Genomic DNA, 26610 nt, shown 5'->3' on the forward strand with positions numbered 1-26610 from the left:
TAGATGTTTTTGCAAATCATTCGCAATCTAAGAATGCGAAATCTTGCGAGGGGCGGCGTCGCGGGTGGGGTGGCGGCATTTACAGAAATTCATTGCGTCGATTTGCGTGCATTGGTAACAAAACCTAACCAATCTCCGCCAAAGGCCATATCATGCCCGTAATCACCTGTATTGATGATCTTAAACGCATCTATGAGCGCCGCGTGCCGCGGATGTTTTACGACTATGCGGAGAGTGGCAGCTGGACCGAGCAGACGTTTCGCGAGAACACCAGTGATTTCGACCAGATCCGGCTGCGCCAGCGGGTGGCGGTGGATATGTCGGGCCGGTCGACCAAGACGCAGATGATCGGCGAGGACGTCGCGATGCCGGTGGCCTTGGCACCGGTGGGGCTGACGGGGATGCAAAGCGCGGACGGCGAGATCAAGGCCGCGCGGGCAGCCGAGAAGTTTGGCGTGCCCTTCACCCTGTCGACCATGTCAATCTGTTCGATCGAGGATGTGGCCGAGAACACCGAACGTCCGTTCTGGTTTCAGCTCTATACGATGAAGGACGAGGATTACGTCAACCGACTGATCGAGCGGGCGCGGGCGGCGAAATGTTCGGCGCTGGTGATCACGCTGGACCTGCAAATCCTTGGGCAGCGACACAAGGACCTGAAGAACGGCCTGTCGGCCCCGCCCAAGCTGACGCCAAAAACCTTGGCCAATCTGGCGACCAAGTGGGGCTGGGGGCTGGAGATGCTGGGCACCAAGCGGCGCAGCTTTGGCAATATCGTCGGCCACGTGAAGGGGATCACCGATCCGTCAAGCTTGATGGCGTGGACCGGAGAGCAGTTTGACCCGACCCTGGACTGGGGCAAGATTGCCAAGATCAAGGAAAAATGGGGCGGCAAGGTGATCCTGAAGGGGATTCTGGACGCCGAGGATGCGAAGATGGCGCTGAAAGTGGGGGCGGACGCGATTGTGGTCAGCAACCATGGCGGGCGGCAATTGGATGGGGCGATCAGTTCGATCCGCGCCCTGCCCGCGATTCTGGACGCGGTGGGCGATCAGATCGAGGTGCATCTGGACAGCGGGATCCGGTCCGGTCAGGACATTCTGAAAGCGGTTGCGATGGGGGCCAAGGGCACATTCATCGGGCGGGCCTTTGTGTATGGTCTGGGCGCGATGGGGGAACGCGGTGTGACCACGGCGCTGGAGATTTTACACAAGGAAATGGACACCTCGATGGCGCTGTGCGGACGGCGGACGATTGACGAGCTGGGGCGTGATGTTCTGCTGATCCCGGAAGGGTTTGAAGGGCGCTGGCAGTAAGCGAGCGCGGGTGCGGGGCCTCGTCTGAGGCCTCCGGCGGGGATATTTTGGAAATGCGCATGCGCGCGGATCTGACGCCGTGGGGTTTTGACAATGGCGCGGGCGGGCGTCACTGTGGCCGAAACTTTCGAGGTGCGTGATGCTGGTTTTTGCCGATGCCAATCTGGTTCTGTTTGCGGTGCCCAAGACCGGGACCACCGCCTTGCATCTGGCGCTGCGGTCGAAGGCGGATATTGTTTTTTCCGGCAAAGCCGCGCTGAAACACATGACTGTGCGCAAATATGACCGGCATTTTGCCCCCTATCTGAAAGAGGCGCACGGGCTGGAGCCCGAGCGGGCGGCGGTGATCCGGCATCCGGTGGAGCAGTTGAAGAGCTGGTATCGGTATCGGTTGCGCCCCTCGGCGCGGGGCAAGCAGAGCGCGCTTGTGGGGATGAGCTTCGATGACTTCGTGGCGGCTGTGATTGCGGATCGCTCGCCGGAATTTGCCAAGGTCGGCAGCCAGTTGACCTTTGTCAGCTCGGGCAATGGGGCGCTGCGGGTGGAGCATCTGTTTGCCTATGAGCGACCCGTGGTGTTCCGGCAGTTCCTGGAGGCGCGGCTGGGGCGCGAGGTGGTGACCAAACCGAAAAATGTCTCGCCTCCGGCCGACGCGGTGTTGAGCCCGGCCATGGAGGCGCAGCTGCGCGCGGCGCGGGCTGGCGAGTTTGCGCTGTATGAACGGATCATCGCGGCGGGCGGGCATTTGCACAGCGCGCTGGAGGATGATGTGGCGAAGGTCGGGAAAACCGGCTGAAGGCCTTATTTTATGGCCGCAGACAGTTGAAAAAGCCGCTGATGGGCCTTTTCAAATGGGTGAGGGTCGTCTATACGCGCGACTTCACGCGGGTATACAGCCTTGGAGGATACCCGCCCTAACTTTGGAGAATTATTATGGCTGGAGCAATTCCTGATCTTCACGCCGAAGTCCGTACGGGGACAGGCAAGGGCGCCGCTCGTCAGGCTCGTCGGGACGGCATGGTACCTGGTATCGTTTTTGGCGGCGATGTCGATCCGCTGCCGATCAACATTCCGTTCAACGCGCTGCTGAAGCGTCTGAAAGCCGGTCGCTTCAAGTCGACCCTGTTCAACCTGAAGGTTGACGGCCAGGAAGATGTGCGCGTGATCTGCCGTGATGTGCAGCGCGATGTTGTCAAAGACCTGCCGACCCATCTGGACCTGATGCGCCTGCGCCGGACCACCAAGATTGACCTGTTCATTCACGTCAATTTTGACAACGAAGAAGCCTGCCCCGGTCTGAAAAAGGGCGGCGTTCTGACGATTATGCGCCCTGAGGTCGAGCTGAAAGTGACTGCGGGCGATATTCCCGATCACATCACCGTGGACCTGACCGGTCTGGAAGTTGGCGACGTTGTCACCATTTCCGACGTGACGCTGCCGGCCGGTGCCAAAGCGACCATCGACCGCGACTTCGTGATTGCCAACATCTCGGCGCCGTCGAGCCTGCGGGCTGCGGACGACGAAGAGGCGGAAGCCACTGAAGAAGAAGAAGCCAGCGAAGACTGAGCGATGTATTCCCTTACGGGACAGTGACTGGCGCGGCCCCTTGGGGTCGCGCTTTGTCGTTTCGGGGGGTGATTGTATCGGCGGGCGGGGCGGCTTAGTCTGCGCTCAGGCAAGGAAACGGGGGGCGGGATGCTGCTTTTTGTGGGGCTGGGCAATCCTGGCGGGAAATACGCGGGCAACCGGCACAACATCGGCTTTATGGCGCTGGACCGGATTGCGGCGGATCATGGCTTTGCGCCGTGGCGGGCCAAGTTTCAGGGGCAGGTCAGCGAGGGGAAGCTGGGGCGCGAACGCGTGGTTCTGCTGAAGCCCGAGACATTCATGAACCTCAGCGGGCAGGCCGTGGGCGAGGCGATGCGGTTTTACAAACTGGAGCCGGGCGACGTGACGGTGTTTCATGACGAGCTGGATCTGGCCCCCGGCAAGTGCCGGTTGAAACAGGGCGGCGGCCATGCGGGGCACAATGGGCTGCGCTCGATCCATCAGCATATTGGCGAGGCGTATGGCCGGGTGCGGCTGGGCATCGGGCATCCGGGGCACAAGGACCGGGTGGCGGGATATGTGCTGTCGGACTTTGCCAAGGCCGAGGAAGGCTGGCTGGACGATATGATGCGCGGGATCAGCGACGGGGCGGCGGCGCTGGCCGAGGGCGACGGGCCGCGGTTTCTGAATGCGGTGGCGCAGCGCGTGGCCCCGCCGCGCAATGCCGGGCCACGCCCCGGTGGGCCGAGCGGCGCCAAGGGCAAAGGCAGCGACAAAGCGGCTGCGGACGACACGGCGCAGGCGCGCCCTGCCCCTGCCGCGACAACGCCCCCTGCCCCGAAGGCGGATCAGACAGCGAAGACGCCCAACGCCACGCCCCTGCAACGCCTGATGGATAAATTTCGTTAAGCCTGCGCGCGGTGCCGCAAGACACGGCGGAACGCGGCAGCGTGGCCCCAAAGTTACAGCTTTGGCTTGAGGGCCGGAATTTGATCTGGGTCGTGTGGATTTGCGCGCAAGGCGGCTAGGGTAACGGTAGGCGCGCTGTGGCTGTTGCGATCCTGTTCGTGCCAAGCCGTGAAAAGCGCGCTACAGTAACAATGCCGACACGATTTATGCCCGCCCCTGCCGGAGAGCGAAATGGAAAAATACCCGTCAATAAACGTATTGGGCACCGCTCTTGAGAGTTGCTCGGCGCTGCCGCTGACGGGATTTTTCCGCGACGGGCATTGCAACAGCTGCGCGGAGGATCAGGGCAGCCACACGGTTTGCGTGATCATGACCGCCGAGTTTCTGGCCTATTCGAAATATGTCGGCAATGACCTGAGCACGGCGCATCCGCAGTTTCAGTTTCCCGGCCTGAAGCCCGGTGATCACTGGTGCCTGTGCGCGGGGCGGTTCTTGCAGGCACATGACGAGGGCTGTGCGCCGCTGGTCAATCTGGCGGCAACGCATCAGGCGGCGCTGGATATTGTGCCGCTGGAGATACTTGAGCTTTATGGCCACCAGCCTAGGAGCTAGCGCGGCAGGGTGTCGCTCATCAGGTCTTCGATGAAGAGGCTGAGAAGCTGCGGGCGGCCAGACACGCCCGCCTTGCGGTAGATGGCGTTTGACTGGGCCTTGACCGTGCCTTCGGAGGTATTGCGCAGGTCGGCAATGTCGTGCGTGCTGAGGCCCTTGATGGCGAACAGCGCCACGTCACGCTCGGCCGGGGTCAGGCCCCAATGGGTAAAGCGTTCTTCCAGCAGATCCATGAACGCACCCGAGGCGACGCGGAGTTTTTCCTCGACCTGCTGGGTGTGCTGAATGCTGCGCCGCAGGGCGACCCAGCCCATCACGATGCCCAAAGACAGGCCAAGCGCCGCGCCGATCTGTGCGTTCTGGCGGCCCTGCACCGGAATCAGCCGGGTGGTCACGCCGAATTCCTTGAGAAAAATTTCGGACACGAAGAACACGGTGCATGCGACCTGAACGGCCATGATCACGGCGATGATGAGCTTTTTGGAATTGGTCACGTGCAGCGTTCCCTGAGTGAAACCCTGAGGTAGGGCGTTCGGTAGGGGGCTGCAAGTCTGGGCGTCGGGTTTTTCGCGACGCGCGGGCTTTACGTCGGGTATTTGGGGAAGGCGGTGAACCGCCTTCCCATTGGCACGCATGGACTTAGCGGGGGGTGTCGGCAGTCAGCGGCGCGGTCGAGCAAAACACGGTGGCCGGGGTCGACGCGTCGGTCGCGGCTTCGGGGCCAGCGAAAGCTTCGGAGACGTAGGCCGGAACAACTGCGGTGTGACCGCAGCCCTGAGTGGCGGCGCGGGTGACTTGTGCTTGGGTGGTGTCGGCGTTGCTCCACTGATCGGGGCCACCTTGGGCGGCGGCAACAGATGCGGTGGCAACAAGGCAGGCGGCGGTCAGAGTAAGAAAGCGGTTCATTGTGGTTTCTCCTTGGTTCAGTCCGGTTTTTGATTGGACGGGGCCGCCATCGACCATTCGATGTGCCCCGTTTGGACACTGTGGAGAAAACACTCAAACCGCTGATATTCTATGCATAATCAGTTTAAAATCAGCCTCTTAAACCAATGTGAAATGGCCATAAACTTTGGTTTACGAGGTTTTCAGAGAATCCCGCCCCATGCGCAAAACACAAAAAAGCCCCCGGTTCTGACGAACCGGAGGCCTGTGGCCCGGATAGGCCAAAAGTTTATGTGGCGGGGCTTAGCCGCCGGTGTTGATCTCGACTCCGAGGTGTTTGGCGACGGTGAAAATGTCTTTGTCGCCGCGCCCGCACATGTTCATCACGATGATATGGTCGGCCGGCAGGGTCGGTGCGATCTTCATCACATGGGCCAGTGCGTGGCTGGGTTCGAGCGCGGGAATGATTCCCTCGAGTGCGCAGGACAGCTGGAACGCTTCCAGCGCTTCCTTGTCGGTGATGGCGACGTATTGCGCGCGGCCGATCTCGTGCAGCCAGCTGTGTTCGGGGCCGATGCCGGGGTAATCAAGGCCCGCCGAAATCGAAAACCCTTCGAGGATCTGGCCGTCGTCATCCTGCAACAGATAGGTGCGGTTGCCGTGCAGCACGCCGGGGCGACCGCCGGTGAGCGAGGCGCAATGCTCCATCTTCGCGTTCACGCCTTTGCCGCCGGCCTCGACCCCGATGATGTTCACGGAGGGGTCATCGAGGAAGGGGAAGAACAAGCCCATCGCGTTCGAGCCACCGCCGATGGCGGCGATCAGCGTGTCGGGAAGACGGCCTTCGCCTTCCTGCTCTTGCAGCTGTTCACGGACTTCCTTGCCGATGATCGACTGGAAATCGCGGACCATCGCCGGATAGGGGTGCGGGCCGGCCACGGTGCCGATGCAATAGAAGGTATCGTGCACGTTGGTCACCCAATCGCGCAGGGCATCGTTCATCGCGTCCTTCAGCGTGCCGCGGCCAGAGGTCACGGCGATCACTTCGGCGCCCAGAAGCCGCATGCGGAACACGTTGGGGGCCTGACGTTCAACATCATGCGCGCCCATGTAGACCACGCATTTCAGGCCGAACTTGGCGCAGACGGTGGCGGTGGCCACCCCGTGCTGCCCTGCCCCGGTTTCGGCGATGATCCGGGTCTTGCCCATGCGGCGGGCCAGAATGATCTGACCCAGCACGTTGTTGATCTTATGCGCGCCGGTGTGGTTCAGCTCGTCCCGCTTGAGATAGATCTTGGCGCCGCCCAGATGTTCGGTCAGGCGGTTGGCATAGTAGAGCGGGCTGGGGCGACCAACGTAATGGGTCCACAGATCGTTCATCTCGGCCCAGAAATCCTCGTCGGTCTTGGCCTTCTCGTATTCCTCTTCGAGCGAAAGGATCAGCGGCATCAGGGTTTCCGACACGAACCGCCCGCCGAAATCGCCGAAACGGCCCTTTTCGTCGGGTCCGGTCATGAAGCTGTTGAAAAGGTCATTGGCCATGGGTTGCCCCCCTTGGATCATGGTTGTCTTGGGTTCCCCCGTGCATATGGGGCCGGGCGGGTTTTTTCCAGCGATAATTGCGGGCGCCTAGCGCAGGGCGGCGGCGACAAAGGCGCGGATCAGGGTGGTGTCTTTGACGCCGGGCGCTGATTCGACGCCCGAGGAGACATCAACCTGACGCGCCCCGGTCATCTGGATCGCCAGGGCCACGTTTTCAGGCGTCAGCCCCCCGGCCAGCATCCACGGACGCGGCCAGTATTTGCGGTTCACCAGACGCCAGTCGAACGACAGGCCATTGCCGCCGGGCAGCACAGCGTCTTTTGGCGGTTTGGCGTCGATCAGCAGCTGATCGGCCACCGCGCCATAGGTGTCGATCTGCGCCAGATCGGCGGCATCGGCGATGCCCACGGCTTTCATCACCGGCAGGCCATAGCGGGCGCGGATCTGGGCGACGCGTTCGGGCGTCTCGTGGCCGTGCAGTTGCAACATATCAAGCGGGACGCGGGCGGTGATGGTGTCAAGCGTGGCGTCGTCGGCATTGACGACAAGCGCGACTTTCGCCAGCCCGACCGGCGCTTCGAGCGCCAGATCGCGAGCCAGATCGACCCCGACGTGACGCGGTGATTTGGCGAAGAACACGAATCCGGCATAGGCCGCGCCTGCTTCGGCGGCGGCCAGCACATGTTCGGGGCGGGTCAGCCCGCAGATCTTAACCTTGATATTGGCGGGCATGGCGGCCTCAGGAAGTTTCGTCCAGCAGGGCGAGGACTTCGTCCTTGGGACCGGCGCCGCGGCGTTTTTCGCGCCGCAACTGGCGTTCCAGCGTGTGAACTTCGCGGGCTTTGCGGCTGGCCTCGGCGCGGTGCTTGTATTCGCGCATCCATTCCCACAGGAACCCGATCAGCAGACCAGTCACGATGCCGCCAAAGATCACCACGAAAAGCGGCAGCGAAATCTGATGGTTCAGCCCCAGAAATTCGGCCAGGGTTGCGGGCAGCAGCGACAGCGTGACCACGCCGCGATTGGCAAGGGCCACGGACACCAAGGCAACGCCAAGGCAGGCGAGGAAGGCATAGCGAATATAGCGCATAGCGTTTACTTTCCGTTGAGACGGTCGCGCAGCAGTTTACCGGTCTTGAAGAAGGGAACGTGTTTTTCCTCGACCTCGACCGATTCGCCAGTGCGCGGGTTCCGCCCCACTCTGGCATCGCGCTTCTTGACGGAGAACGCGCCGAAACCGCGCAGTTCGACCCGGTCGCCGCGGGCCATGGCATCAGTGATCTCATCGAAGATGGTATTCACGATCTTTTCAACATCCCGCTGAAACAGATGCGGATTTTCGTCAGCGATTTTCTGAATCAGTTCCGATCTGATCATCGTCATTGTCCCCCGGTACAGACATATCATGCGGCGCGTGCCCTTGGGTGACTATAGGAAGAAAGATTAAATTCGGAAACAGGAACGATGCTCCAAAACCCGAAATCCCGCACGAATACGGCGAGAAGAACCGGATAATGTTAACTTTTTTCCGGCACTGCCCCTAGGTTGAGCGTTCTCGCGCGGTGCCGCAGTGCAGCGAAGGCATTGATTCGGCAGGTCGATTTGCGCCGGGCCGGGGCGCAGACACAAAAAGACCCCGCAACCCAGAGGATTGCGGGGTCTGATTTTTCAAACGCCAGGCGTCAGGACTTAGTCTTCGTCGCCTTTCAGCGCCGCACCAAGAATGTCGCCAAGCGAGGCGCCGGAAGCGGAGGAGCCATACTGCTCGACGGCTTCTTTTTCCTCGGCGATTTCGCGGGCTTTGATCGACAGACCCAGACGACGGGTTTTTGCGTCGACGTTGGTCACGCGCACATCAACCTTGTCACCAACCGAGAAACGCTCGGGGCGCTGGTCGGCACGGTCACGGGCCAGATCGGAACGACGGATGAACGACTTCATGCCTTCGTATTCGACCTCAACGCCGCCATCTTCGATGGCAGTGACGTTAACCGTGATGATCGAACCACGCTTCACGCCGCCAACGGCTTCGGCGAACTTGTCACCACCCAGAGCTTTGATCGAGAGCGAGATACGCTCTTTCTCGACGTCCACTTCGGAGACAACGGCCTGAACCACATCGCCTTTGCGGTAGTTCTGGATCGCTTCTTCGCCACGCTCGTCCCACGACAGGTCGGAGAGGTGAACCATGCCGTCGATTTCGCCGGGAAGACCGATGAACAGACCGAATTCGGTGATGTTCTTGACTTCGCCTTCGACCTCGGTGCCCTCGGGATGGGTTTCTGCGAACACTTCCCACGGGTTGCGCTGAGTCTGCTTGAGACCCAGGGAAACGCGACGCTTGGCGGCGTCGATTTCCAGAACCATGACCTCAACCTCTTGCGAGGTGGACACGATTTTGCCGGGGTGGACGTTTTTCTTGGTCCAGGACATCTCGGAGACGTGAACCAGACCTTCAACGCCGGGCTCGAGCTCAACAAATGCACCGTAGTCGGTGATGTTGGTGACGCGACCGGTGTGTACCGATTCCAGCGGGAATTTGGCAGCGACCAGATCCCACGGATCGTCTTGCAACTGCTTCATGCCCAGCGAAATGCGGTGGGTTTCTTTGTTGATCTTGATGACCTGAACTTTGACGGTCTCGCCGATCGACAGGATTTCCGACGGGTGGTTCACACGGCGCCATGCCATGTCGGTGACGTGCAGAAGCCCGTCAACGCCGCCCAGATCAACGAACGCACCGTATTCGGTGATGTTCTTGACCACGCCGTCAACCGCATCGCCTTCTTTCAGCTGACCGATAACTTCGGCACGCTGTTCGGCACGCGATTCTTCCAGAATGGCGCGACGCGACACAACGATGTTGCCACGACGACGGTCCATTTTCAGGATTTGGAACGGCTGCTTCAGACCCATCAGCGGGCCGGCGTCGCGCACGGGGCGCACGTCAACCTGGCTGCCGGGCAGGAACGCAACAGCGCCGCCCAGATCGACCGTGAAGCCACCTTTGACGCGACCGAAGATCGCGCCTTCGACGCGGGCTTCGTCGGCATAGGCTTTTTCGAGACGATCCCATGCTTCTTCGCGGCGGGCCATTTCGCGGGAAATGACGGCTTCGCCGCGGGAGTTCTCAACCTGACGCAGGAAGACTTCCACGACATCGCCGACAGCGATTTCGGGGGCTTCACCGGGGTTTGCGAATTCTTTCAGGTCAATGCGGCCTTCCATCTTGTAGCCGACATCGACGATGGCCTGGCCCGCTTCGATCGCGATAACCTTGCCTTTGACAACCGATCCCTCTTCGGGGGTGTCCATTTCGAAGCTTTCATTCAGGAGGGCTTCGAAATCCTCCATAGATACGTTCTGAGCCATGTGGTCTCTGATTTCCTTTATTACTGTTTTCTGGCCATGCGGTTGTCTCCGCCGGTCTTGAGGTTTGGTCCTTGGGCATCCGCAAAACAAAGAGGGCCGGTTGCCCCGACCCTGTCAGATATCTTTATTATACGGCCATGATGCCTTATCGACAGGGCGCTCTATACTGCTGTTAGACAGGATAATCAAGAACCATGACAGCCCGATGGTCTTGCGGCGGCGCGCCGGGACGATCAAAGTGGCGCGATGGATATCACGCTGATCAAAACCTTTCTGGAAGTCGCCGCCACCGGATCATTCGTGGCCGCGTCAGAGCGGCTGTATGTGACCCAATCCGCCGTCAGCCTGCGGGTGCAGCGGCTGGAGGACGGGCTGGGGCAGCAATTGTTCACGCGGTCCAAAGCCGGGGCAGAGTTGACCCCATCGGGACGTGAGTTCGAACATTATGCGCTGAGCATGGTGAAGCTGTGGGAAGAGGCGCGCCAGCAGATCGCCATTCCGGATGGATTCAGCCGGTCCCTGACGATCGGGGCGCAGTATTCGCTGTGGCCGCGGCTGGGGTTTCGCTGGCTGGACCGGATACAGGCGATGGTGCCCGATCTGAGCCTGCGCGCCGAGCTGGGCATGCCGGACCGGCTGACCCGGTTTCTGAGCGAAGGGGTGATCCAATGCGCGCTGACCTATTCGCCGCAGTTGCGACCGGGGTTTGACGTTCAGCAGATTTTGCAGGAAGAGCTGATTCTGGTGGCCAGTTGGCCCGAGCCGACGCTGGATCTGGATGGGCGGTATGTTTTCATTGATTGGGGGCCGGAATTTGTGCGCGCCCATGCGCTGAGCCTGCCCGAGCTGAAGAACAGCGGGCTGACGATGTCATTGGGGGCGCTGGGGGCGGACTATGTGATCAACCGCCGGGCGGCGGCGTACCTGCCCGCGCGCTATGTCCAGCGTCATCTTGATGCGGGCGAGTTGCACCTTGTGCCCGACGCGCCACGCTTTCCCTATCCGATTTGGGTGGTCTGGCGCGAGGATGTGGACCCGATCGTGCGCGCGGCGGCCAGCGCAAGCCTGGCGGCGATCACCGGCGAGCTGGGCAAGATCCAGTCTAACATCCTGTCAGATCTGGCAAATTTGAGCGGCGACGCCGAGACTTTGGTGCTGGGCGAGGCCGAAAACGGGCATTGACATGAGAGATGCTCGGCTCAAGCACGAATAAACGCAATTTCTCTTATGTGATCGCATCTTCTAAAACCTGTCTCAAGCAGTGATTGCTTCTGGCCCCCGACCGGGGATCAGCCACAACCACCTGAGAATAGGATAGAGCCATGAAAATGATCTCCAAACTCGCATCGGCCTCTGCATTGGCCCTGCTGATTGCATCGCCGGTTGTCGCACAGACCGCACTGACCGGACTGGACAACCTGAACGACCGTATCGACGACATCACCGAAGACGCACAGGACAAGCTGGACGACGCAAACGACGCCGAGCGTTTTGGCCCGTTGGGCGTGGTGCAGGGCTGGCGCGGATCGCTGGCATTCTCGGCATCGTCGAGCGATGGCGCGACGGATACCGGCGAAATCTCGATGGCGGGCCGCATGACCTATGGCACCGGCGCCTGGAACCACTTCGTTGGCGTTGCGCTGGAATATGGCCAAACCAGCGGCACCACCACCGACAAGGAGTTCTTCGGCACCTATGAAGCCAACCGGTATTTCACCGAGAAGTTTTATGCCTTCGGCCTGGCGCGGTACGAGTATGACGCGTTTTCGACCGACGAGCATGAAGCCTTCATCGGGTTCGGCCCCGGTGTGCGTGTGATCAACACCCCCACCACCACCTGGCGCGTTCAGGCTGGCCCCGGTGTACGTTATGTGAAAACCGCCGCGGGTGTGGACATGACCGAAGGCAGCGGCATCATCTCGTCGCGGTTCTATCACAAGTTCACCGACACGATTTCGCTGACCAACGACACCGATGTTCTGGGGTCCGACTATGGCACGATCGCGTCGAACGATCTGGGTGTGAACTTCAAGATGAGCGACGTGATGTCGACACGCTTCAGCTATCGCACCGACTACGACTCGGAAGCGGCAGACGAATTCGAAAACACTTTGGGTGTGGCTCTGGTTCTCGGCTTCTGATCCCCGCCCCCGATTATCCAATCAGTAAACTTGGGGCGGAGCGATCCGCCCCCTTTTTTATAGGCACATCTCGTTCGAGGAGGAACAAGAATGCATATTGTGACTGGGAATGAACCGATCCGGGCCGCCGGGTTTGTCGAGGTACTGACCGCGCCCGAGGGTGATCTGGACATCGGGTACCGGATTGCGGGCGGTGACAGCGGGCCGACGTTGTTGATCGTCGGCGCGGAAGAAACCGTTGATGTGGTGTTCGACTTTTTCGCCAGCCTGCCCGGCCTGCGGCGCCTGTGTGGGCAGCTGTATTTCGTGAAGCTGGACATGCTGGATCATCTGACCCGACCGGGGCAGGTTTTATTTCCGCAGGTTTCGCGGTTTGACGACAGCCTGTTTCTGCCGTTCTGCCCGGCCTCGACCACCCCCGAGCAGATCGCCCGGCAGGGGTGCTGGAGCGCGCTGAAGTTCTGCGTGCAGCAGCGGATGTTTACCGATGACGCGCCGATGGGGCGGTTGCACTAGGGCCTAGCTGAAGCGTTCCGGCCCGTTCCATTGGTCGTCGCTGTAGCGGTCGCCATGCGCCCAGCCGACCGGCAGAACGGTTTCGATACGGGCGATATCATCGGCAGTCAGCGTCAGGGTGGTGCCGCGCAGCAGTTCGTTGAAATGCGCCACCGAGCGGGTGCCGGGGATTGGCAGCACATGCGCCCCCTGATGCAGCACCCAGGCGATCGCCAAAGCGGCGGCGGGCACGCCCATATCTGCGGCCAGCGCCCGGAAGGGGGCGGTCAGCGCGATATTTGCGGCATAATTCGGCGCCATGAAGCGCGGATTGCCGGACAGAAACGGCAGCTCGGCCACGGTGGCGGCGCTGATCGGCATGTCGGTCAGCAACGAGCGGCCCACCGGCGAAAACGCCACCAGCGCCGTGCCCAGATCCGCACAGGCCTGCACCAGCCCCAGTTCGGGCGCGCGGGTGGACAGGGAATATTCCGATTGCACGGCGGCAATGGGATGCACAGCAGCGGCGCGGCGCAGCGAGCTGGGCGCGATTTCGGAATATCCGATGCTGCGGGTTTTGCCCTTGGCGACAAGGCGGGCCAGCGTTTCGGTCACCTCTTCGATCGGGCGCGCGGCCTCGCGGCGGTGAACATAGAACAGATCGACGCAGTCCACGCCCAGCCGTTTCAGACTGCTGTCCAGTTCGGATTCCAGATGCGCGGGGGAATTGTCGAAGGCGCGCTTACCCTCGTCGGTGCGGCTGATGCCCGCCTTGGTGCAGATCACGAAGTGATCGCGCGCCGCCTGCCCGCGTGCGGCCAGATAGCTGCCGATCGCCAGTTCGGATTTGCCCATGCCGTACACGTTCGACGTGTCGATCAGGGTCACACCAGTGTCCATCGCGCGGTCCAGAATGGCGTGCGACTGATCCTGATCGGTGGGGCCATAGAAGTCAGAGAACGACATGGCGCCGATCCCCAGCGCGGAAACCTTGGGGCCATTGGTGCCCAGCGTGCAAAGGGTCATGTGCGAAGCTCCATCCGGGGGGTGACTGCGGCAATGGCAGCCTGAATGGCGGCCTCGATGCTCAGATCCGACGTGTCGATGATGACCGCATCGGCGGCGGGTTTCAATGGCGCGGTGGCGCGTTCGCTGTCGCGGGCATCGCGCTCAATCACATCGGCCAGCACCTGCGCGCGGGTGGTGGTGTCATCTTTGGCCTGCAATTCAAGAAACCGCCGTTCGGCCCGAACCTGAGCGCTGGCGGTGACGAACAGCTTGGCCTCGGCATCGGGACAGATGACGGTGCCGATATCGCGCCCGTCCAGAACCGCGCCGCCTGCCCGGCGGGCAAAAGCGCGCTGAAATTCGATCAGCGCCGCGCGGACCTCGGGGATCACGGCCACTTTGCTGGCAGCCTGCGCCACCTCGGGCGTGCGCAGCTGATCGCTTTGCAGATCCGCCGCCGTCAAGGTTTGCGCGGCTTGAACTGGCTCGGTTCCCGTCAACATCCGCGCGCCCACCGCGCGATACAGCAGCCCGGTATCCAGATGCGCAAAGCCGAAATGCGCCGCCACAGCCTTGGAAATCGTGCCCTTGCCTGCCGCAGCCGGCCCGTCGATTGCGATCGTGAAAGGTGTCATGTTGTTCTCCATCGCGCCCATCCGGCACGCAAAAGCCCGGCGCAAACCGCAAGGATCGCCACGCCTGTCAGCACTGATTTCGCCACCGTGGCGCAGCTGGCCAGTGCGATCAACCCATCGGGCACCGCCCCGGTTTCATTCAGCATCCGTGCCACCAGTGTGTTTTCGACATAATCCGCGGCCATGCCCAGCATCACACTCGTGATCAGCGCAATCTGCAATGCCTTGGGCGTCACCAGCGCACGGACAGCCCCGGCCAGGGTTATCGCCAACAGGGCCGGGTACAACAGATCCAGCCAGTGTTGTGGCCCCAGATACAGCGCGCGCCCCTTGTCGCTGAGGGCAGCCAGAAACGCGCGCGCCTCGGCGCTGGAATAGCCGGTCGGGCGCAGATCAAATGGGCGCAATTCCCCGGTCTGGGCGGAAATCTCGGGCAAAGTCCACAGCACCATCACTGCGTAAACACCCAGCGTTGCGGCCACAGCGACCCAATAGGCGGCCCGGATCACGCTCCGACCCTTTCGATCTGCGCCCCCAGCCCGGCCATCAGCGGCTCAAAAATCGGGAAAGACGTGGCGATCGGGCTGCCGTCATCAACGCTGACCGGCGATTGTGTCGCCATGCCCAGCACCATGAAGGACATCGCGATCCGGTGGTCCAGATGGCTGGCGCAGGTCGCCCCGCCCGGCACATTGCCATGGCCAAGACCGTGGACAGTCCACCAATCCGGGCCGTCCTCGACCGTGACCCCGTTCAGGCGCAGCCCGGTCGCCATCGCGGCAATCCGGTCGCTTTCCTTTACCCGCAGCTCCTTGACGCCGCGCATCACGGTGGCACCGGTCGCAAAGGCCGCGACCACCGACAACACCGGATATTCATCGATCATGCTGGCGGCGCGCGCAGGCGGCACCTCGATGCCACGCAGCGCCGGGGAATAGCGCGCGCGCAGATCGGCAACAGGCTCGCCGCCCTCTTCGCGCAGGTTCTCATAGGTCAGATCGGCGCCCATCTCGCGCAGGGTTTCAAACAGTCCCGCGCGGGTGGGGTTCAGCCCGATATTAGGCACCAGCACATCCGAGCCCGGCACGATCAGCGCGGCACACACAGGAAAAGCCGCCGAAGACGGATCGCGCGGCACAACGATGGTCTGCGGTCGCAGCTCCGGCCGCCCGGTCAGGGAGATGACACGGCCCTCGTCGGTCACCTCGGTGGTGATCTCGGCGCCGAACCCGGCCAGCATCCGCTCGGTATGGTCGCGTGTGGCCTCTTTCTCGATCACCACCGTCTGCCCCGGCGCGTTCAGCCCCGCCAGCAATACCGCCGATTTTACCTGCGCGCTCGGCACCGGCACCACGTAGTGCACCGGCACCGGATCGGCCGCGCCCACGATGGTCATCGGCAAGCGCCCGCCCGCGCGCCCCACCGATTGCGTGCCAAACAGCGCCAGCGGATCTGTCACCCGTGCCATCGGACGGCTGTTCAGGCTGGCATCGCCGGTGAACGTCGCACTGATCGGACAGGTGGCCATCGCCCCCATGATCAGCCGCACACCTGTGCCCGAGTTGCCGCAATCGATCACATGGCCCGGCTCGGCAAAGCCACCCACGCCGACGCCGTGCACATGCCACATTCCGTCATCGTCGCGCGTCACCTCGGCGCCGAAGGCCCGCATCGCCTTGGCAGTGTCCAGCACATCCTCGCCTTCCAGCAGGCCGGTGATCCGCGTCTCGCCCACAGACAGCGCGCCCAGAATCAACGCGCGGTGGCTGATCGACTTGTCGCCCGGCACTTGCGCCGCACCCTGCAACGGGCCGCAGGCGCGGGATGTCATCGGAATCGGGGTGCCGTGGCCAGACATGGGGATCTCCTCAATAAAACCTCGCCGCGTGATAGCCCAAGCCATTGGCCCGGTCCATCACTGCTTCTTTCTGATCCAAATACTCACTGCGCCGGACTTACCGCCGCCGGAACGTCAGATAATGCGGCACCCGGTCCTCGCGCAGCGCCTTTTGCTCATAGCGGGTGGAAATCCAGTCGCCCCAGGGCTGGCGCCAATCCTGCGGCCCCTCGGCCAACCACTCGAACCCGGCTTTGGGTACTTCGACCAAAGTCTGGCGCACATAGTCGGGAATATCGGTGGCCACCCGGAAAATCGCACCGGGTTTCAGCACACGGGCCAGCGGTTCCAGATGCTCGGGCGTCACGAACCGGCGGCGGTGGTGGCGCTTTTTCGGCCAGGGATCAGGGTACAGCAGGAACGCGCGGCTGATGCTGGCTTCGGGCAGCACATCGAAGATGTGCCTTGCGTCGCCGGGATAGACGCGCACGTTGTCCACGCCCGCCTCGCGGATTTTGCCCAGCAGCATGGCCACGCCGTTCAGAAACGGCTCGCAGCCGATGATGCCGACAGTTGGATTTTGCGCGGCCTGGTGCACCATATGTTCGCCGCCGCCAAATCCAACCTCCAGCCAGACATCGCGGTCGCCGAACAGCGCGTTCAGGTCCAGCGGGGTGCGGTCGGGGTTGTCTTCCCAGCTGATCTTGCCGGGCGACAGCCCCTCAAGATCCTCATCCAGATAGCGAAGCTGGCTGTCGCGCAGGGTCTTGCCCTTGAAGCGGCCATAAAAATTGCGCCATGGGGCGCCCGTGGGGTGCGTGTCCTGTGTCATGGGCGTGGTCTCTACCTGCTGCGCCGGGCCGGATCAATGGGGGAGGCGCTGGTTGCGCGCAACGGCAGGGGTGCGGGGCGCGCCGAAACAGAACGGCCCGCCCGGATATAAATCGGGGCGGGCCAGAGGTGGAAAAGCCAAGGTTAGGGCGGCGTTCAGACGAGCGCCTTGATCGCCTCGGCCAGATCGGTGCGTTCCCAGCTGAAACCGCCATCCGCTTCGGGCGCGCGGCCAAAATGGCCGTAGGCCGCCGTGCGCGAATAAATCGGACGGTTCAGGCCCAGATGCGAGCGGATGCCGCGCGGGGTCAGGTCCATCAACCGCGGAATCGCGGCCTCGATCGCGGCGGGGTCAACCGCGCCGGTGCCATGGGTATCGGCATAGATCGATAGCGGGTGCGACACGCCGATGGCATAGCTGAGCTGAATGGTGCAGCGCTCTGCCAGACCGGCGGCGACCACGTTCTTCGCCAGATACCGCGCGGCATAAGCGGCCGAGCGGTCCACCTTGGTCGGATCTTTGCCCGAAAATGCGCCGCCACCATGCGGTGCGGCACCGCCATAGGTATCGACGATGATCTTGCGGCCGGTCAGGCCCGCGTCGCCATCCGGCCCACCGATCACGAATTTGCCGGTCGGGTTGACCCACCACTGCGTGTCGGGCGTGATCCAGCCCTCTGGCACGACCTCAAAAATGTAAGGCTCCACGATCTCGCGGATATGGGCGCTGGTCTGATCCTCATCGGCGTGCTGCGTCGACAGCACGATCGAGGTGATGCCAACAGGCTTGCCGTTTTCATAGCGCACCGAAAGCTGCGATTTGGCGTCGGGCCGCAGGGTCGGCTCTTCGCCGGATTTGCGCGCTTCGGCCAGGCGGCGCAGGATCGCATGGGCATACAGGATCGGCGCGGGCATCAGCGCGTCGGTTTCATTGGTGGCATAGCCGAACATGATGCCCTGATCGCCGGCCCCTTCGTCCTTGTCCGCCGAGGCATCGACGCCCTGTGCGATATGGGCAGATTGTTCGTGCAGCAGGTTGGTGATTTCGACGGTTTCGTGGTGAAACTTGTCCTGCTCGTAGCCGATATCCTTGATACAGGCGCGGGTGATCTCGTCGACCTTGCCCATATATTCGGCCAGCTTGGACTGATCCGACAGCCCCACCTCGCCACCGATCACAACGCGATCTGTGGTTGCAAATGTTTCGCAGGCAACGCGGGCTTCGGGTTCTTCGGCCAGGAACGCATCAAGCACCGCGTCCGAGATCCGGTCACAGACCTTGTCCGGGTGGCCTTCCGAGACGGACTCGGAGGTAAAAATATAGTTCTGTCGGGACATGAAAAGTGCTCCAGTGGGTTCTGCCCGCCACGTCAGGAAGCCGTTGTGGCAGGGGGTAAGATGTGGTTACGCGGCTAAGTTCGCGGGGTCAATCGGGTTTTCGGGCGCGGATCGCGGCATTTTGGACGAAGGCAAACAACAGCAGCGCAAGGCTGAGCAGTGCAGCCGGGCTATCACCAGTGTCTGCATAAATGGTTACTGCACCGGGCGCAGGCAAGGGGGCGTCGATCCAGCCCGCCCGCCCCAGTGGCAGGCTGGCGGTGACGCGCCCACGCGCGTCGATCATCGCCGACACGCCAGTATTGGCGACCCGCACCATCGGCAGGCCCTGTTCGACCGCGCGCAGCCGTGCCTGTGCCAGATGCTGATATGGCCCGGAAAACTGCCCAAACCACGCGTCATTGGTGATTTGCAGCAAAAACGCCGGTCGCTTGGGCGCGGCCGAGACATCTTGCGCGAACACCGCTTCGTAGCAGATCAGCGGCAGGGCAAGGCCCAGATCGCCCAGATCAAACAGCCGCGCACCGGGGCCTGCGGAATATCCCTGCCCCTCGGCGGCGGCCAGACCGTGCACGCCGAACCGCGCGGCCAGATCGCCCAGCGGCATGTATTCGCCAAACGGCACCAGGTGGTGCTTGTCATAAAGCCCGCTGACCTGCCCGTCTTTGCCTAAAACAATGGCAGAATTATACAGGCGCGGTCCGTCCTCGCGCTGAATGCCCAGCACCATGGGTACACCCGCAGCAGCCTCGGCGATCACGGCAAGCGTGGTGTCGGCGTATTCCAGCAAGACCGGCACCGCAGTTTCGGGCCAGACAATCAGGTCAGGCCGCGCCGCGCCTGCGGCGGTATACTCAATCTGACGGCGAAAGATCGTCGGGATAACCTCAGGGTCCCATTTTTGGCTTTGCTTCGCGTTGGGCTGTACCAGTCGCACCACCGGCACTCCGCGCGGTGCAGGGCCAGTGGCCGCGCGCCACGCGCCCGCGCCAAACATCGCGGCCAGCACCACCAGCGACACCAGCGCCACACGCGGGCGCGGGCCAAACAGCCGCCAAATCGTGACCGCTGCCGCCAGCGCGATCAGCGTCAGCCCCAAAGGCCCAAGCACCGCCCCCCATTGCAGCATCGCCGAGGGCACCCAGATGTGACCGATCAAAGCCCACGGAAAGCCGGTGAACACATAGGAGCGCGCCAGTTCCGCCAGCGCCAGCGCGCCGACCCAGGCCGCCGCCTGCCGGCCAGCGCGCCCGCCGATCCCGCGCGCCAGGGCAAAGCCCGCGCCCCAGAACAGCGCCAGCCCCGTCGCCAGAAACAGCAGGGCAAACGGCGCCATCCAGCCAAAGCGCACGGCATCAACCATGAACGGCTCGACGATCCACACCAGCGCCAGCGCGAAATATCCCGTGCCCCCGGCCCAGCCGATCAATGCAGCGCGGCGCGGAGTGTCAGCCGTGTGAAACAGGCCAAACAGCCCGGCCAGCCCGATCAGCGCCACCGGCCACAGATCGAACGGCGCCTGCCCCAGCGCCGCCACGGCGCCAAACATCACCGCCAGCAGCAACCGCAACCGCAAGGCGCGCCGGGCCGCCCAGCGTTCAAGCCGGGGGGCCAATGACAACAGCGGAGACGGGTCAGGCGGCCGTGGCATCTTTGGTATCGCTGCCCGCATCTGTCAGACGCACGCGCAATCGCTTGATCCGGCGAGGATCGGCATCGACCACCTCGAATTCAAGCCCGGCGGGGTGTTGTACCACCTCGCCACGCACTGGCACCCGGCCAGACAGCATGAAGACCAGACCGCCCAGCGTGTCGATCTCTTCGCCGTCCACCGCATCGGTTTCGGTCAGCGAGCGGTTGATCTCGGCTTCGAACTCGTCCAGCGGGGTCTTGGCCAGCGCCAGATACTGGCCCGGCTTTTCGACCACCCAGTATTGATCCTCGTCGGTGTCGTGCTCATCCTCGATCTCGCCCACGACCTGTTCGATCAGATCCTCGATCGTAACCAAGCCGTCAACGCCGCCGTATTCGTCGATCACCAGCGCCATGTGCCGACGCTCGGCCTGCATCTTTTGCAGCAGCACGCCGATCGACATCGAGGGCGGCACAAACAACAACGGGCGCAGCATCTGTTTCAGCGAAAACCGTGGGCCGCTGGTGCCGGTGAACCCGTGCTTCAGCGCGAAATCCTTGAGGTGGACCATGCCCATCGGCGTATCCAGTGTGCCCTTGTACACTGGCAGGCGGCTGAGCCCGGTGTCGCGGAACACCTCGACCAGCTCATCCTTGGTCATGGTGATCGGGACCGAGATGATATCGGCCTTGGGCACCGCCACATCCTCGACCCGGACACGGCCCAGCGACTGGATATCCAATGCATGGCCCAGCCCCTGCTGAGAGGTGCTGGTCAGATCCTCTGAAACGGGACTGCCTGTGTCTGAAGGGCTGAGCGCCCCGATGATACGCCGGAAAAACCCGGCCGGAGCAGTGCTGTTACTGTCGTCCTCAGCCGGCGCGCTTTGCGCTGCCATAGAAGACCCGTCGGTGCTGTCGCCCATCTTACCTTTCCAGAATGCGCGGGGAAAACCCGCTCAATGATCCATATATGGGTCAGGATGACCCATTTTGCCAAGTATCTGCGCCTCAATCTTCTCCATCAGCGTGGCATCCTTGTCACGGACGTGGTCATACCCCAGAAGATGCAAGGTTGCGTGAACAATCAGATGCGTCACATGCTGCGCCATCGGTTTGCCCGCCTCGTCGGCTTCGCGCGCGCAGGTTTCAAAGGCGATGGCGATATCGCCCAGCTCGTCCGGCGGCCCGTCGGCGGGCGGGTTTTCGGGCAGACCGGGCGTACCGCCATCGGCTTCGGCGGCGCGATCTTCGGACGGCCAGCTGAGCACGTTTGTCGGGCTGGGTTTGCCGCGAAAATCCGCGTTCAGCGTGGCGATGCGGGCATCGTCGCAGCCCATAAGGCTGATTTCGAACCGCGCGGCATCAAGCCCCAGATGGGTCAGCGCCGCGCTGGCCGCGGCCTCGGCCAGCGGTTCGAGGGCCGCGTCCTGCCAGCGGTCGTCTTCCAAAATTGTGTCGGTCAGCATCGGGCGGGTTCCGAAAGTGGGGGCCAGCCCCCACCCCCCCGGAGTATTTCACTCAGAAAGAAACAGGATCAGGCGTCGCCCGCCTCATAGGCTTCGATGATGGCGGCCACAAGGGGGTGACGGACCACATCCTTGGACGTGAAGTAGTTGAAGCTGATCTTTGGGATATGTTTGAGCAGGCGTTCGGCATCATGCAACCCCGAGGACACCCCGCGCGGAAGGTCGATCTGCGACCGGTCGCCGGTAATGACCATGCGGCTGCCTTCGCCAAGGCGGGTCAGGAACATTTTCATCTGCATGGAAGTGGCGTTCTGCGCCTCGTCGAGCACGACAAAGGCGTTGGACAGGGTACGCCCGCGCATGAAGGCCAGCGGTGCGATCTCGATCCGCTTTTCCTCGATCAATTTGGCGGTCTGCTTGCCGGGCAGGAAATCATCCAGCGCGTCATACAGCGGCTGCATGAAGGGATCGACCTTGTCCTTCATGTCGCCGGGCAGAAAGCCCAAGCGCTCGCCCGCCTCGACCGCGGGGCGGCTGAGGATGATGCGGTCCACCGCGCCGGTCAGGAACATCGAGACGCCCACGGCCACGGCCAGATAGGTTTTACCGGTGCCCGCCGGGCCGATGCCGAAAGCCATTTCGTGCTGGAACAGGTTCTGCACATAGGCTTTCTGTGCCTCGGTGCGGGGTTCGACCAGTTTCTTGCGGGTTTTGATTTCGACCTGTCCGGCGCGGAACATTTCCAGCTGATCGCCCGCCAGAATGCCGGTGCCTTTCTCGGAGGCGCCCATGCGCAGCTCGCGGTCGATATCGCCGGTTTCGACTTCGCGCCCGGCCTCAAGCCGGTCATAGAGCGCGGTCAGAACGGTCTCGGCCTCTTTGACTGCGGTTTCTTCGCCATGGATCGACAGGTGGTTCCCGCGCCTGAGGATCTGCACCGAAAGCTTTTGTTCGATCGCGGCCAGGTTGCGGTCATATTCCCCGCAAAGGTCGATAAGCAATCGATTATCCGGAAACTCCAGCAGGGCCTGACTGGCCGTGGCGGGATCGGTGGGCGGGGGAAGAACACTGCTGGCCAATCAAGTCTCCTTGGTCAAAGTTTCATAGTGATGGTGGCAAGGAATAAAGAGTCGCGCAAGATGTAGGGTTGAAATGTCACAAATCCAGCACAAAAAAGCCGCAGGCGCGGGGCCTGCGGCTTGGAGAACGGGCATTTGCCCGGCAATCAGAGCGTATCTGCGATCCGTGAGCCGCTTTTGAACGGCCCGGTCGCCACGCCCGGAGGGGCCACGCCGGAACAGACCGGCTTGCCGTAGGGGTCAAGCCGCTGCGACAGGTACCCCTCGACGCCATCATCAATGATCCAGTGGTCACAGCCGTTCGGATCGACCCAGATCCCGGCCTTCAGCTGGCTCAGGTGTTTGGCGTCGGTGCCGCGGTCGCGGGTCTTGTCGTCGCCGACGGTGCCGTGACCGCCGTATTCACACCCCGCAAGCGCGCCAATCATGGCGAGGGCGGAAATGGTTTTTCCCAATGTCATATCGTTTCTCCCTCAGGCAATCAGCGGATACAGATGATTTCGACGCGGCGGTTCTGCTGCATACCCGCAGCGGTTCCGTTCGACGCCTTGGGCACACGCTCGCCATACCCGCGCACGTCGACCACTTTGGCCCCGACACCGGCGGCGACACCGGCCACCGAATTGGCGCGGTTGTAGGACAGGCGCATGTTATAGGCATCAGAGGCGCGGCTGTCGGTATGACCGGCAATGATATAGGCGCGCGCCTGCGACTGCTGGAAGAATTGCTGAAGCCGCTGACGGCCCGACGCGTTGATGCGATAGCTGTCGGTGGCAAAAAGCTGATCCGTGTTCATCACACCGCAGACATCGCCACGGTGGCAGACCGGAATGCCCTGACGGTTGGTATGAGGCGACATATAGCCCTCTGCCCCGTCATCCATGACCCAATGCTCACATCCATCCGGGTCAATCCAGATGGTTGGAACATAACGTTCCCCGATTACTGTGCTCTGTCCGGCTTGCTGAGCAAGGGCCGACTGTGTCGACCCTGCAATGCTCAGCGCCGAAACCAATGCGCACACGAAAGCAGTACGAAATGTTTTGGAAATCATTTTCGCCACGGCCCTATCCTTTGCGTTGTTTCCCCAATGGGGCCAAATTCTCTGGCAGAAGAATGGCCTGGCCCCGGCACGAATTAATGTCAGGACTTTAGCAGTTTTAGACGCTATGTGAAGGAAATTTCACCACATATTGCGGTTCAATAGGAAACAATGCCCAAGAATCGCCACAATTCATCCAGCGCCGCATGCAAATCGTTGCCCTCGTGTAATTTTCACCCGACACCCGCGCCGCAACGCCGGTCGGATCAGAGCATCTGACCGGCCAGTGAATTTGTCCCGCTCGAGACGATCCTGACCCGCGCCAACTCGCCGACACGGGCCGGGGAATCGTCCACATGCACCGCATGCAGGTATTCCGATTTGCCCATCATCTGACCGTCAAAGCGACCCGGCTTTTCAAACAGAACCGACACCTCGCGCCCGACCATACTGTCCTGAACCGCGCGCTGTTGCTGAGCGATCAGGGCCTGAAGCCGTTTCAGCCGGTCCGTGGCGACGTCATCCGCCACCTGAGGCCGCTCGGCGGCAGGCGTGCCGGGGCGGGTGGAATATTTGAAGCTATAGGCCTGCCCGTAGTTGACGGCGCGGATCAAATCCATCGTCGCCTCGAAATCGGCGTCGGTCTCTTCGGGGAAACCAACGATGAAATCCCCCGAGAGCAAAATGTCGGGCCGCGCGGCGCGAATACGCTCGATCAGCTTTAGATAGCTCTCGGCGGTGTGGCTGCGGTTCATCCGCTTCAAAATCCGGTCGCTGCCCGACTGCACCGGCAGATGCAGATAGGGCATCAGCTTGGGGCATGTGCCATGCGCCTCGATCAGATCATCGCCCATGTCATTGGGATGGCTGGTGGTGAAGCGGATCCGCTCCAGCCCGTCAACGTCATTGAGCGCCCAGATCAGCTGCGCCAGCGACCAGCTGCCGCCGCCCTCGCCTGCCCCGTGATACGCATTCACGTTCTGCCCCAGCAGGGTGATCTCGCGTACGCCACGCTCGACCAGATCGCGCGCTTCGGTCAGGATGCGGTCGGCCGGGCGGCTGACCTCGGCCCCGCGGGTATAGGGCACAACACAGAAGGCGCAGAATTTGTCGCAGCCCTCCTGCACCGTCAGAAACGCGGCAGGCGCGCGCCGGGCCTTGGGCCGGGCTTTCAGCGCCTCGAATTTGTCTTCCTCGGGGAAATCGGTATCCAGCGCCTTTTCCCCGACACGGGTGCGCGCCTCCATTGCGGGCAGCCGGTGATAGCTTTGCGGCCCGACCACCAGATCAACCAAAGGCTGCCTGCGCATGATCTCGGCGCCCTCGGCCTGTGCCACACAGCCCGCAACGCCGATCTTCAGATCCGGTTTTTCATCCTTGAGCGCGCGTAGCCGTCCCAGTTCGGAATACACTTTCTCAGCCGCCTTTTCGCGGATGTGACATGTGTTCAGCAAAATCATGTCTGCCGCTTCGGGACTGTCCGTTGTGACATACCCCGACCCGCCCAACGCCTCGGCCATGCGCTCGCTGTCATAGACGTTCATCTGACATCCATAAGTCTTGATATAGAGTTTTTTGACGTCGCTCATCGGGTCAGTCCTGTCCGCGGTTTCAGGGTGCTTGCCTATACCAGAACCGGGGCACCTTGCAATGCGCAGCGATTTCGCGGAATTTGGCGGCAAATCGAAAGGCATTGACCGGGCATGCACTATAACGACCTGACGGATTTTCTTGCAAAAGGCCGCGCGGCACTGGCCAAAGGGCCCGTCGCAATGGTGTTTTGCGAAGATGACGTCGAGATCGACACCACGCTGCGCCACCATTTGAATATCGGGTTCACGCAGGTTCTGGCGTTCATGCCCGACGCCTTTGTTCTGGCCGAGGATGTGGCCACGACCGTGCACCGGATCAGCTATGACACGCTCAGCCCCGCTGCGGTCGAGACGGCGGTAAACCAACTGACCGAAGCTGCGCCGGACATTTGGATGTATTACTGCTATAACGCGGAATACCTGTTTTTCCCATTTTGCGAGACCCGGACCGTGGGGGAAATGCTGGCGTTTCATGCCGAGGAACGCCGCAATGCGATGCTCAGCTATGTGATTGATCTCTATGCCGCGGATCTGTGGAAGTTCCCCAACGCGGTGTCGCTGGACGGGGCCTATCTGGACCGCTCAGGCTATTACGCGCTGGCGCGCAATGATGTGGAAAATCATAACCACCCCAAGGAACGGCAACTGGATTTCTTCGGCGGGCTGCGCTGGCGGTACGAAGAGCATATCCCCCCAAAACGCCGCAAAATCGACCGGATTTCCCTGTTCAAATCGAAGCTGGGGCTGAAGCTGCGCGAAGATCACACCTTCAGTGATGAAGAATACAATACCTACGCCTGCCCGTGGCACCACAACCTGACCTCGGCCATCTGTTCGTTCCGCACCGCGAAGGCGCTGAAGCGCAATCCCGGCTCGACCTTCGACATCGAGACATTCCGCTGGCACAACTCGACCCCGTTCGAGTGGCACTCGCGACAATTGCTGGACCTGGGGCTGATGGAGCCGGGACAGTGGTTCTGAAGCGCACAAGTCAGCGGCGGCAGTTGACCTGAGCCCCAAGCTTCCCCCAGCTCTGCGCGGAGTCCTTAGGGTTAAATCTTTGTCGTTAGGCCGCCATCTTGTCCATCGCCTTTCTCTGCAAAAATTCCATTGGCGTCAGGTTGCCTAAGGCTGAATGGGGTCTGCGCCAGTTGTAGTCCTCCTGCCATTCTTCGAGCGTTTTGCGAGCCTCGGCCAATGTGCCGAACAGCGTTTCATTGAGGCATTCATCACGTAGCTTGCCGTTGAAGCTTTCGATGAAGCCGTTTTGTTGAGGTTTTCCGGGTGCAATGTAATGCCAATCGATGCCTGTATCTTGAACCCATTT

At 61.9% G+C, this 26610-nt stretch carries 30 protein-coding genes and 1 riboswitch; of the genes, 9 read left to right on the forward strand and 21 right to left on the reverse strand.

From position 1 onward, the window contains the following. Positions 1 to 152 precede the first annotated feature (152 nt). The 5 genes from BSF79_RS13145 to BSF79_RS13165 all read left to right on the forward strand — a co-directional run bounded on the left by BSF79_RS13145 (position 153) and on the right by BSF79_RS13165 (position 4385). Positions 153 to 1316 carry an alpha-hydroxy acid oxidase gene (locus tag BSF79_RS13145; RefSeq protein ID WP_090270278.1) on the forward strand — a complete coding sequence of 388 codons (1164 nt, stop codon included), beginning with the start codon at positions 153 to 155 and terminating at the stop codon, positions 1314 to 1316. A gap of 139 nt (positions 1317 to 1455) precedes the next feature. Continuing rightward, entirely contained in the window at positions 1456 to 2112 is a 657-nt protein-coding gene (locus BSF79_RS13150; protein WP_090270279.1) for a hypothetical protein, read from the forward strand. A 137-nt stretch (positions 2113 to 2249) separates the two neighbouring features. Continuing rightward, the gene (locus BSF79_RS13155) at positions 2250 to 2882 is read left to right on the forward strand and encodes a 50S ribosomal protein L25/general stress protein Ctc (protein ID WP_090270280.1); all 633 of its coding nucleotides are present in this window, start codon (positions 2250 to 2252) and stop codon (positions 2880 to 2882) included. Between the two features lie 129 nt (positions 2883 to 3011). Beyond that, positions 3012 to 3773, forward strand: a complete 762-nt coding sequence (gene pth / locus BSF79_RS13160; RefSeq protein ID WP_090270281.1) for an aminoacyl-tRNA hydrolase — start codon at positions 3012 to 3014, stop codon at positions 3771 to 3773. Positions 3774 to 4004: 231 nt separating this feature from the next. Then, the gene (locus tag BSF79_RS13165) at positions 4005 to 4385 is read left to right on the forward strand and encodes a DUF2237 family protein (RefSeq protein WP_090270282.1); all 381 of its coding nucleotides are present in this window, start codon (positions 4005 to 4007) and stop codon (positions 4383 to 4385) included. On the opposite strand, the gene BSF79_RS13170 is transcribed toward BSF79_RS13165, so the two are convergent. From BSF79_RS13170 to rpsA, 7 genes are all read right to left on the reverse strand, one after another. Beyond that, positions 4382 to 4879 (reverse strand): helix-turn-helix transcriptional regulator, encoded by a 498-nt coding sequence (locus BSF79_RS13170; protein WP_245776408.1) that lies wholly within the window; start codon positions 4877 to 4879, stop codon positions 4382 to 4384. The genes BSF79_RS13165 and BSF79_RS13170 overlap by 4 nt on opposite strands. Before the next feature lie 145 nt (positions 4880 to 5024). Beyond that, positions 5025 to 5291 carry a hypothetical protein gene (locus BSF79_RS13175; protein ID WP_139246441.1) on the reverse strand — a complete coding sequence of 89 codons (267 nt, stop codon included), beginning with the start codon at positions 5289 to 5291 and terminating at the stop codon, positions 5025 to 5027. A 282-nt stretch (positions 5292 to 5573) separates the two neighbouring features. Next, a complete protein-coding gene (gene trpB / locus BSF79_RS13180; protein WP_090270284.1) occupies positions 5574 to 6812 on the reverse strand; it encodes a tryptophan synthase subunit beta in 1239 nt (412 codons plus the stop codon). An 87-nt stretch (positions 6813 to 6899) separates the two neighbouring features. Further along, positions 6900 to 7544, reverse strand: a complete 645-nt coding sequence (locus tag BSF79_RS13185) for a phosphoribosylanthranilate isomerase (protein ID WP_090270285.1) — start codon at positions 7542 to 7544, stop codon at positions 6900 to 6902. Positions 7545 to 7551: 7 nt separating this feature from the next. Then, complete coding sequence (locus tag BSF79_RS13190) at positions 7552 to 7902, reverse strand: lipopolysaccharide assembly protein LapA domain-containing protein (protein WP_090270286.1); 351 nt, start codon at positions 7900 to 7902, stop codon at positions 7552 to 7554. Positions 7903 to 7907: 5 nt separating this feature from the next. Continuing rightward, the gene (ihfB, locus tag BSF79_RS13195; RefSeq protein WP_090270316.1) at positions 7908 to 8189 is read right to left on the reverse strand and encodes an integration host factor subunit beta; all 282 of its coding nucleotides are present in this window, start codon (positions 8187 to 8189) and stop codon (positions 7908 to 7910) included. Between the two features lie 312 nt (positions 8190 to 8501). Then, positions 8502 to 10205, reverse strand: a complete 1704-nt coding sequence (gene rpsA / locus BSF79_RS13200; RefSeq protein WP_281248643.1) for a 30S ribosomal protein S1 — start codon at positions 10203 to 10205, stop codon at positions 8502 to 8504. A 225-nt stretch (positions 10206 to 10430) separates the two neighbouring features. On the opposite strand from rpsA, the gene BSF79_RS13205 reads away from it, so the two are divergent. From BSF79_RS13205 to BSF79_RS13215, 3 genes are all read left to right on the forward strand, one after another. Continuing rightward, positions 10431 to 11366, forward strand: coding sequence for a LysR family transcriptional regulator (locus tag BSF79_RS13205; RefSeq protein WP_090270288.1), 936 nt, complete (start codon positions 10431 to 10433; stop codon positions 11364 to 11366). A gap of 140 nt (positions 11367 to 11506) precedes the next feature. Further along, positions 11507 to 12325 (forward strand): DUF481 domain-containing protein, encoded by an 819-nt coding sequence (locus BSF79_RS13210; protein WP_090270289.1) that lies wholly within the window; start codon positions 11507 to 11509, stop codon positions 12323 to 12325. Positions 12326 to 12415: 90 nt separating this feature from the next. Further along, complete coding sequence (locus BSF79_RS13215; RefSeq protein WP_090270290.1) at positions 12416 to 12841, forward strand: hypothetical protein; 426 nt, start codon at positions 12416 to 12418, stop codon at positions 12839 to 12841. A gap of 3 nt (positions 12842 to 12844) precedes the next feature. Here BSF79_RS13215 and BSF79_RS13220 read toward each other — a convergent pair whose 3' ends face one another. The 13 genes from BSF79_RS13220 to miaB all read right to left on the reverse strand — a co-directional run bounded on the left by BSF79_RS13220 (position 12845) and on the right by miaB (position 25280). Further along, entirely contained in the window at positions 12845 to 13846 is a 1002-nt protein-coding gene (locus BSF79_RS13220; RefSeq protein ID WP_090270291.1) for an aldo/keto reductase, read from the reverse strand. Next, a complete protein-coding gene (locus tag BSF79_RS13225) occupies positions 13843 to 14463 on the reverse strand; it encodes a (d)CMP kinase (RefSeq protein WP_090270317.1) in 621 nt (206 codons plus the stop codon). Before BSF79_RS13225 ends, BSF79_RS13220 begins: the two co-directional genes overlap by 4 nt. Further along, positions 14460 to 14972 carry a hypothetical protein gene (locus BSF79_RS13230; RefSeq protein ID WP_090270292.1) on the reverse strand — a complete coding sequence of 171 codons (513 nt, stop codon included), beginning with the start codon at positions 14970 to 14972 and terminating at the stop codon, positions 14460 to 14462. The genes BSF79_RS13225 and BSF79_RS13230 overlap by 4 nt, the downstream gene beginning before the upstream one ends. After that, complete coding sequence (aroA, locus tag BSF79_RS13235; RefSeq protein WP_090270318.1) at positions 14969 to 16321, reverse strand: 3-phosphoshikimate 1-carboxyvinyltransferase; 1353 nt, start codon at positions 16319 to 16321, stop codon at positions 14969 to 14971. The genes BSF79_RS13230 and aroA overlap by 4 nt, the downstream gene beginning before the upstream one ends. A gap of 97 nt (positions 16322 to 16418) precedes the next feature. Further along, a complete protein-coding gene (trmB, locus tag BSF79_RS13240; protein ID WP_090270293.1) occupies positions 16419 to 17132 on the reverse strand; it encodes a tRNA (guanosine(46)-N7)-methyltransferase TrmB in 714 nt (237 codons plus the stop codon). Positions 17133 to 17287: 155 nt separating this feature from the next. Continuing rightward, on the reverse strand, positions 17288 to 18469 hold the full coding sequence (metK, locus tag BSF79_RS13245) for a methionine adenosyltransferase (protein ID WP_090270294.1): 1182 nt from the start codon (positions 18467 to 18469) through the stop codon (positions 17288 to 17290). 6 nt (positions 18470 to 18475) lie between these two features. Continuing rightward, positions 18476 to 18524, reverse strand: a riboswitch (SAM-SAH riboswitch). A 33-nt stretch (positions 18525 to 18557) separates the two neighbouring features. Next, positions 18558 to 20120, reverse strand: a complete 1563-nt coding sequence (gene lnt / locus BSF79_RS13250; protein WP_090270295.1) for an apolipoprotein N-acyltransferase — start codon at positions 20118 to 20120, stop codon at positions 18558 to 18560. Next, positions 20104 to 21027: a hemolysin family protein gene (locus tag BSF79_RS13255; RefSeq protein ID WP_090270296.1), complete on the reverse strand. Its 924-nt coding sequence runs from the start codon at positions 21025 to 21027 to the stop codon at positions 20104 to 20106. The genes lnt and BSF79_RS13255 overlap by 17 nt, the downstream gene beginning before the upstream one ends. A 33-nt stretch (positions 21028 to 21060) precedes the next feature. After that, entirely contained in the window at positions 21061 to 21570 is a 510-nt protein-coding gene (gene ybeY / locus BSF79_RS13260) for an rRNA maturation RNase YbeY (protein ID WP_090270297.1), read from the reverse strand. Between the two features lie 68 nt (positions 21571 to 21638). Next, on the reverse strand, positions 21639 to 22649 hold the full coding sequence (locus tag BSF79_RS13265; protein WP_090270298.1) for a PhoH family protein: 1011 nt from the start codon (positions 22647 to 22649) through the stop codon (positions 21639 to 21641). A gap of 146 nt (positions 22650 to 22795) precedes the next feature. Beyond that, the gene (locus BSF79_RS13270; protein ID WP_090270299.1) at positions 22796 to 23110 is read right to left on the reverse strand and encodes a hypothetical protein; all 315 of its coding nucleotides are present in this window, start codon (positions 23108 to 23110) and stop codon (positions 22796 to 22798) included. A 20-nt stretch (positions 23111 to 23130) separates the two neighbouring features. Further along, the gene (locus BSF79_RS13275) at positions 23131 to 23703 is read right to left on the reverse strand and encodes an OmpA family protein (RefSeq protein ID WP_090270300.1); all 573 of its coding nucleotides are present in this window, start codon (positions 23701 to 23703) and stop codon (positions 23131 to 23133) included. Positions 23704 to 23957: 254 nt separating this feature from the next. Next, positions 23958 to 25280 carry a tRNA (N6-isopentenyl adenosine(37)-C2)-methylthiotransferase MiaB gene (gene miaB / locus BSF79_RS13280; protein ID WP_090270301.1) on the reverse strand — a complete coding sequence of 441 codons (1323 nt, stop codon included), beginning with the start codon at positions 25278 to 25280 and terminating at the stop codon, positions 23958 to 23960. Positions 25281 to 25394: 114 nt separating this feature from the next. Here miaB and BSF79_RS13285 point away from each other — a divergent pair, with 114 nt between their 5' ends. Beyond that, on the forward strand, positions 25395 to 26264 hold the full coding sequence (locus BSF79_RS13285) for a hypothetical protein (protein WP_090270302.1): 870 nt from the start codon (positions 25395 to 25397) through the stop codon (positions 26262 to 26264). A gap of 85 nt (positions 26265 to 26349) precedes the next feature. Here the strand turns inward: BSF79_RS13285 and BSF79_RS13290 are convergent. After that, positions 26350 to 26610 (reverse strand): integrase core domain-containing protein (locus BSF79_RS13290; RefSeq protein WP_217650055.1); only part of this gene is annotated, 261 nt, incomplete at its 5' end.

The sequence above is a fragment of the Thalassovita taeanensis genome (assembly GCF_900110775.1).
Taxonomy (GTDB): Bacteria; Pseudomonadota; Alphaproteobacteria; order Rhodobacterales; family Rhodobacteraceae; genus Litorimicrobium; species Litorimicrobium taeanense.

Bases quoted from the DNA above. Each gene is read 5' to 3' on its own strand.
- BSF79_RS13145 (WP_090270278.1), top strand. From the start codon at position 153: ATGCCCGTAATCACCTGTATTGATGATCTTAAACGCATCTATGAGCGC.
- BSF79_RS13150 (WP_090270279.1), top strand. From the start codon at position 1,456: ATGCTGGTTTTTGCCGATGCCAATCTGGTTCTGTTTGCGGTGCCCAAG.
- BSF79_RS13155 (WP_090270280.1), top strand. From the start codon at position 2,250: ATGGCTGGAGCAATTCCTGATCTTCACGCCGAAGTCCGTACGGGGACA.
- pth (WP_090270281.1), top strand. From the start codon at position 3,012: ATGCTGCTTTTTGTGGGGCTGGGCAATCCTGGCGGGAAATACGCGGGC.
- BSF79_RS13165 (WP_090270282.1), top strand. From the start codon at position 4,005: ATGGAAAAATACCCGTCAATAAACGTATTGGGCACCGCTCTTGAGAGT.
- BSF79_RS13175 (WP_139246441.1), bottom strand. From the start codon at position 5,291: ATGAACCGCTTTCTTACTCTGACCGCCGCCTGCCTTGTTGCCACCGCA.
- trpB (WP_090270284.1), bottom strand. From the start codon at position 6,812: ATGGCCAATGACCTTTTCAACAGCTTCATGACCGGACCCGACGAAAAG.
- BSF79_RS13185 (WP_090270285.1), bottom strand. From the start codon at position 7,544: ATGCCCGCCAATATCAAGGTTAAGATCTGCGGGCTGACCCGCCCCGAA.
- BSF79_RS13190 (WP_090270286.1), bottom strand. From the start codon at position 7,902: ATGCGCTATATTCGCTATGCCTTCCTCGCCTGCCTTGGCGTTGCCTTG.
- ihfB (WP_090270316.1), bottom strand. From the start codon at position 8,189: ATGATCAGATCGGAACTGATTCAGAAAATCGCTGACGAAAATCCGCAT.
- BSF79_RS13205 (WP_090270288.1), top strand. From the start codon at position 10,431: ATGGATATCACGCTGATCAAAACCTTTCTGGAAGTCGCCGCCACCGGA.
- BSF79_RS13210 (WP_090270289.1), top strand. From the start codon at position 11,507: ATGAAAATGATCTCCAAACTCGCATCGGCCTCTGCATTGGCCCTGCTG.
- BSF79_RS13215 (WP_090270290.1), top strand. From the start codon at position 12,416: ATGCATATTGTGACTGGGAATGAACCGATCCGGGCCGCCGGGTTTGTC.
- BSF79_RS13220 (WP_090270291.1), bottom strand. From the start codon at position 13,846: ATGACCCTTTGCACGCTGGGCACCAATGGCCCCAAGGTTTCCGCGCTG.
- BSF79_RS13225 (WP_090270317.1), bottom strand. From the start codon at position 14,463: ATGACACCTTTCACGATCGCAATCGACGGGCCGGCTGCGGCAGGCAAG.
- aroA (WP_090270318.1), bottom strand. From the start codon at position 16,321: ATGTCTGGCCACGGCACCCCGATTCCGATGACATCCCGCGCCTGCGGC.
- trmB (WP_090270293.1), bottom strand. From the start codon at position 17,132: ATGACACAGGACACGCACCCCACGGGCGCCCCATGGCGCAATTTTTAT.
- metK (WP_090270294.1), bottom strand. From the start codon at position 18,469: ATGTCCCGACAGAACTATATTTTTACCTCCGAGTCCGTCTCGGAAGGC.
- lnt (WP_090270295.1), bottom strand. From the start codon at position 20,120: ATGCCACGGCCGCCTGACCCGTCTCCGCTGTTGTCATTGGCCCCCCGG.
- BSF79_RS13255 (WP_090270296.1), bottom strand. From the start codon at position 21,027: ATGGGCGACAGCACCGACGGGTCTTCTATGGCAGCGCAAAGCGCGCCG.
- ybeY (WP_090270297.1), bottom strand. From the start codon at position 21,570: ATGCTGACCGACACAATTTTGGAAGACGACCGCTGGCAGGACGCGGCC.
- BSF79_RS13270 (WP_090270299.1), bottom strand. From the start codon at position 23,110: ATGACATTGGGAAAAACCATTTCCGCCCTCGCCATGATTGGCGCGCTT.
- BSF79_RS13275 (WP_090270300.1), bottom strand. From the start codon at position 23,703: ATGATTTCCAAAACATTTCGTACTGCTTTCGTGTGCGCATTGGTTTCG.
- miaB (WP_090270301.1), bottom strand. From the start codon at position 25,280: ATGAGCGACGTCAAAAAACTCTATATCAAGACTTATGGATGTCAGATG.
- BSF79_RS13285 (WP_090270302.1), top strand. From the start codon at position 25,395: ATGCACTATAACGACCTGACGGATTTTCTTGCAAAAGGCCGCGCGGCA.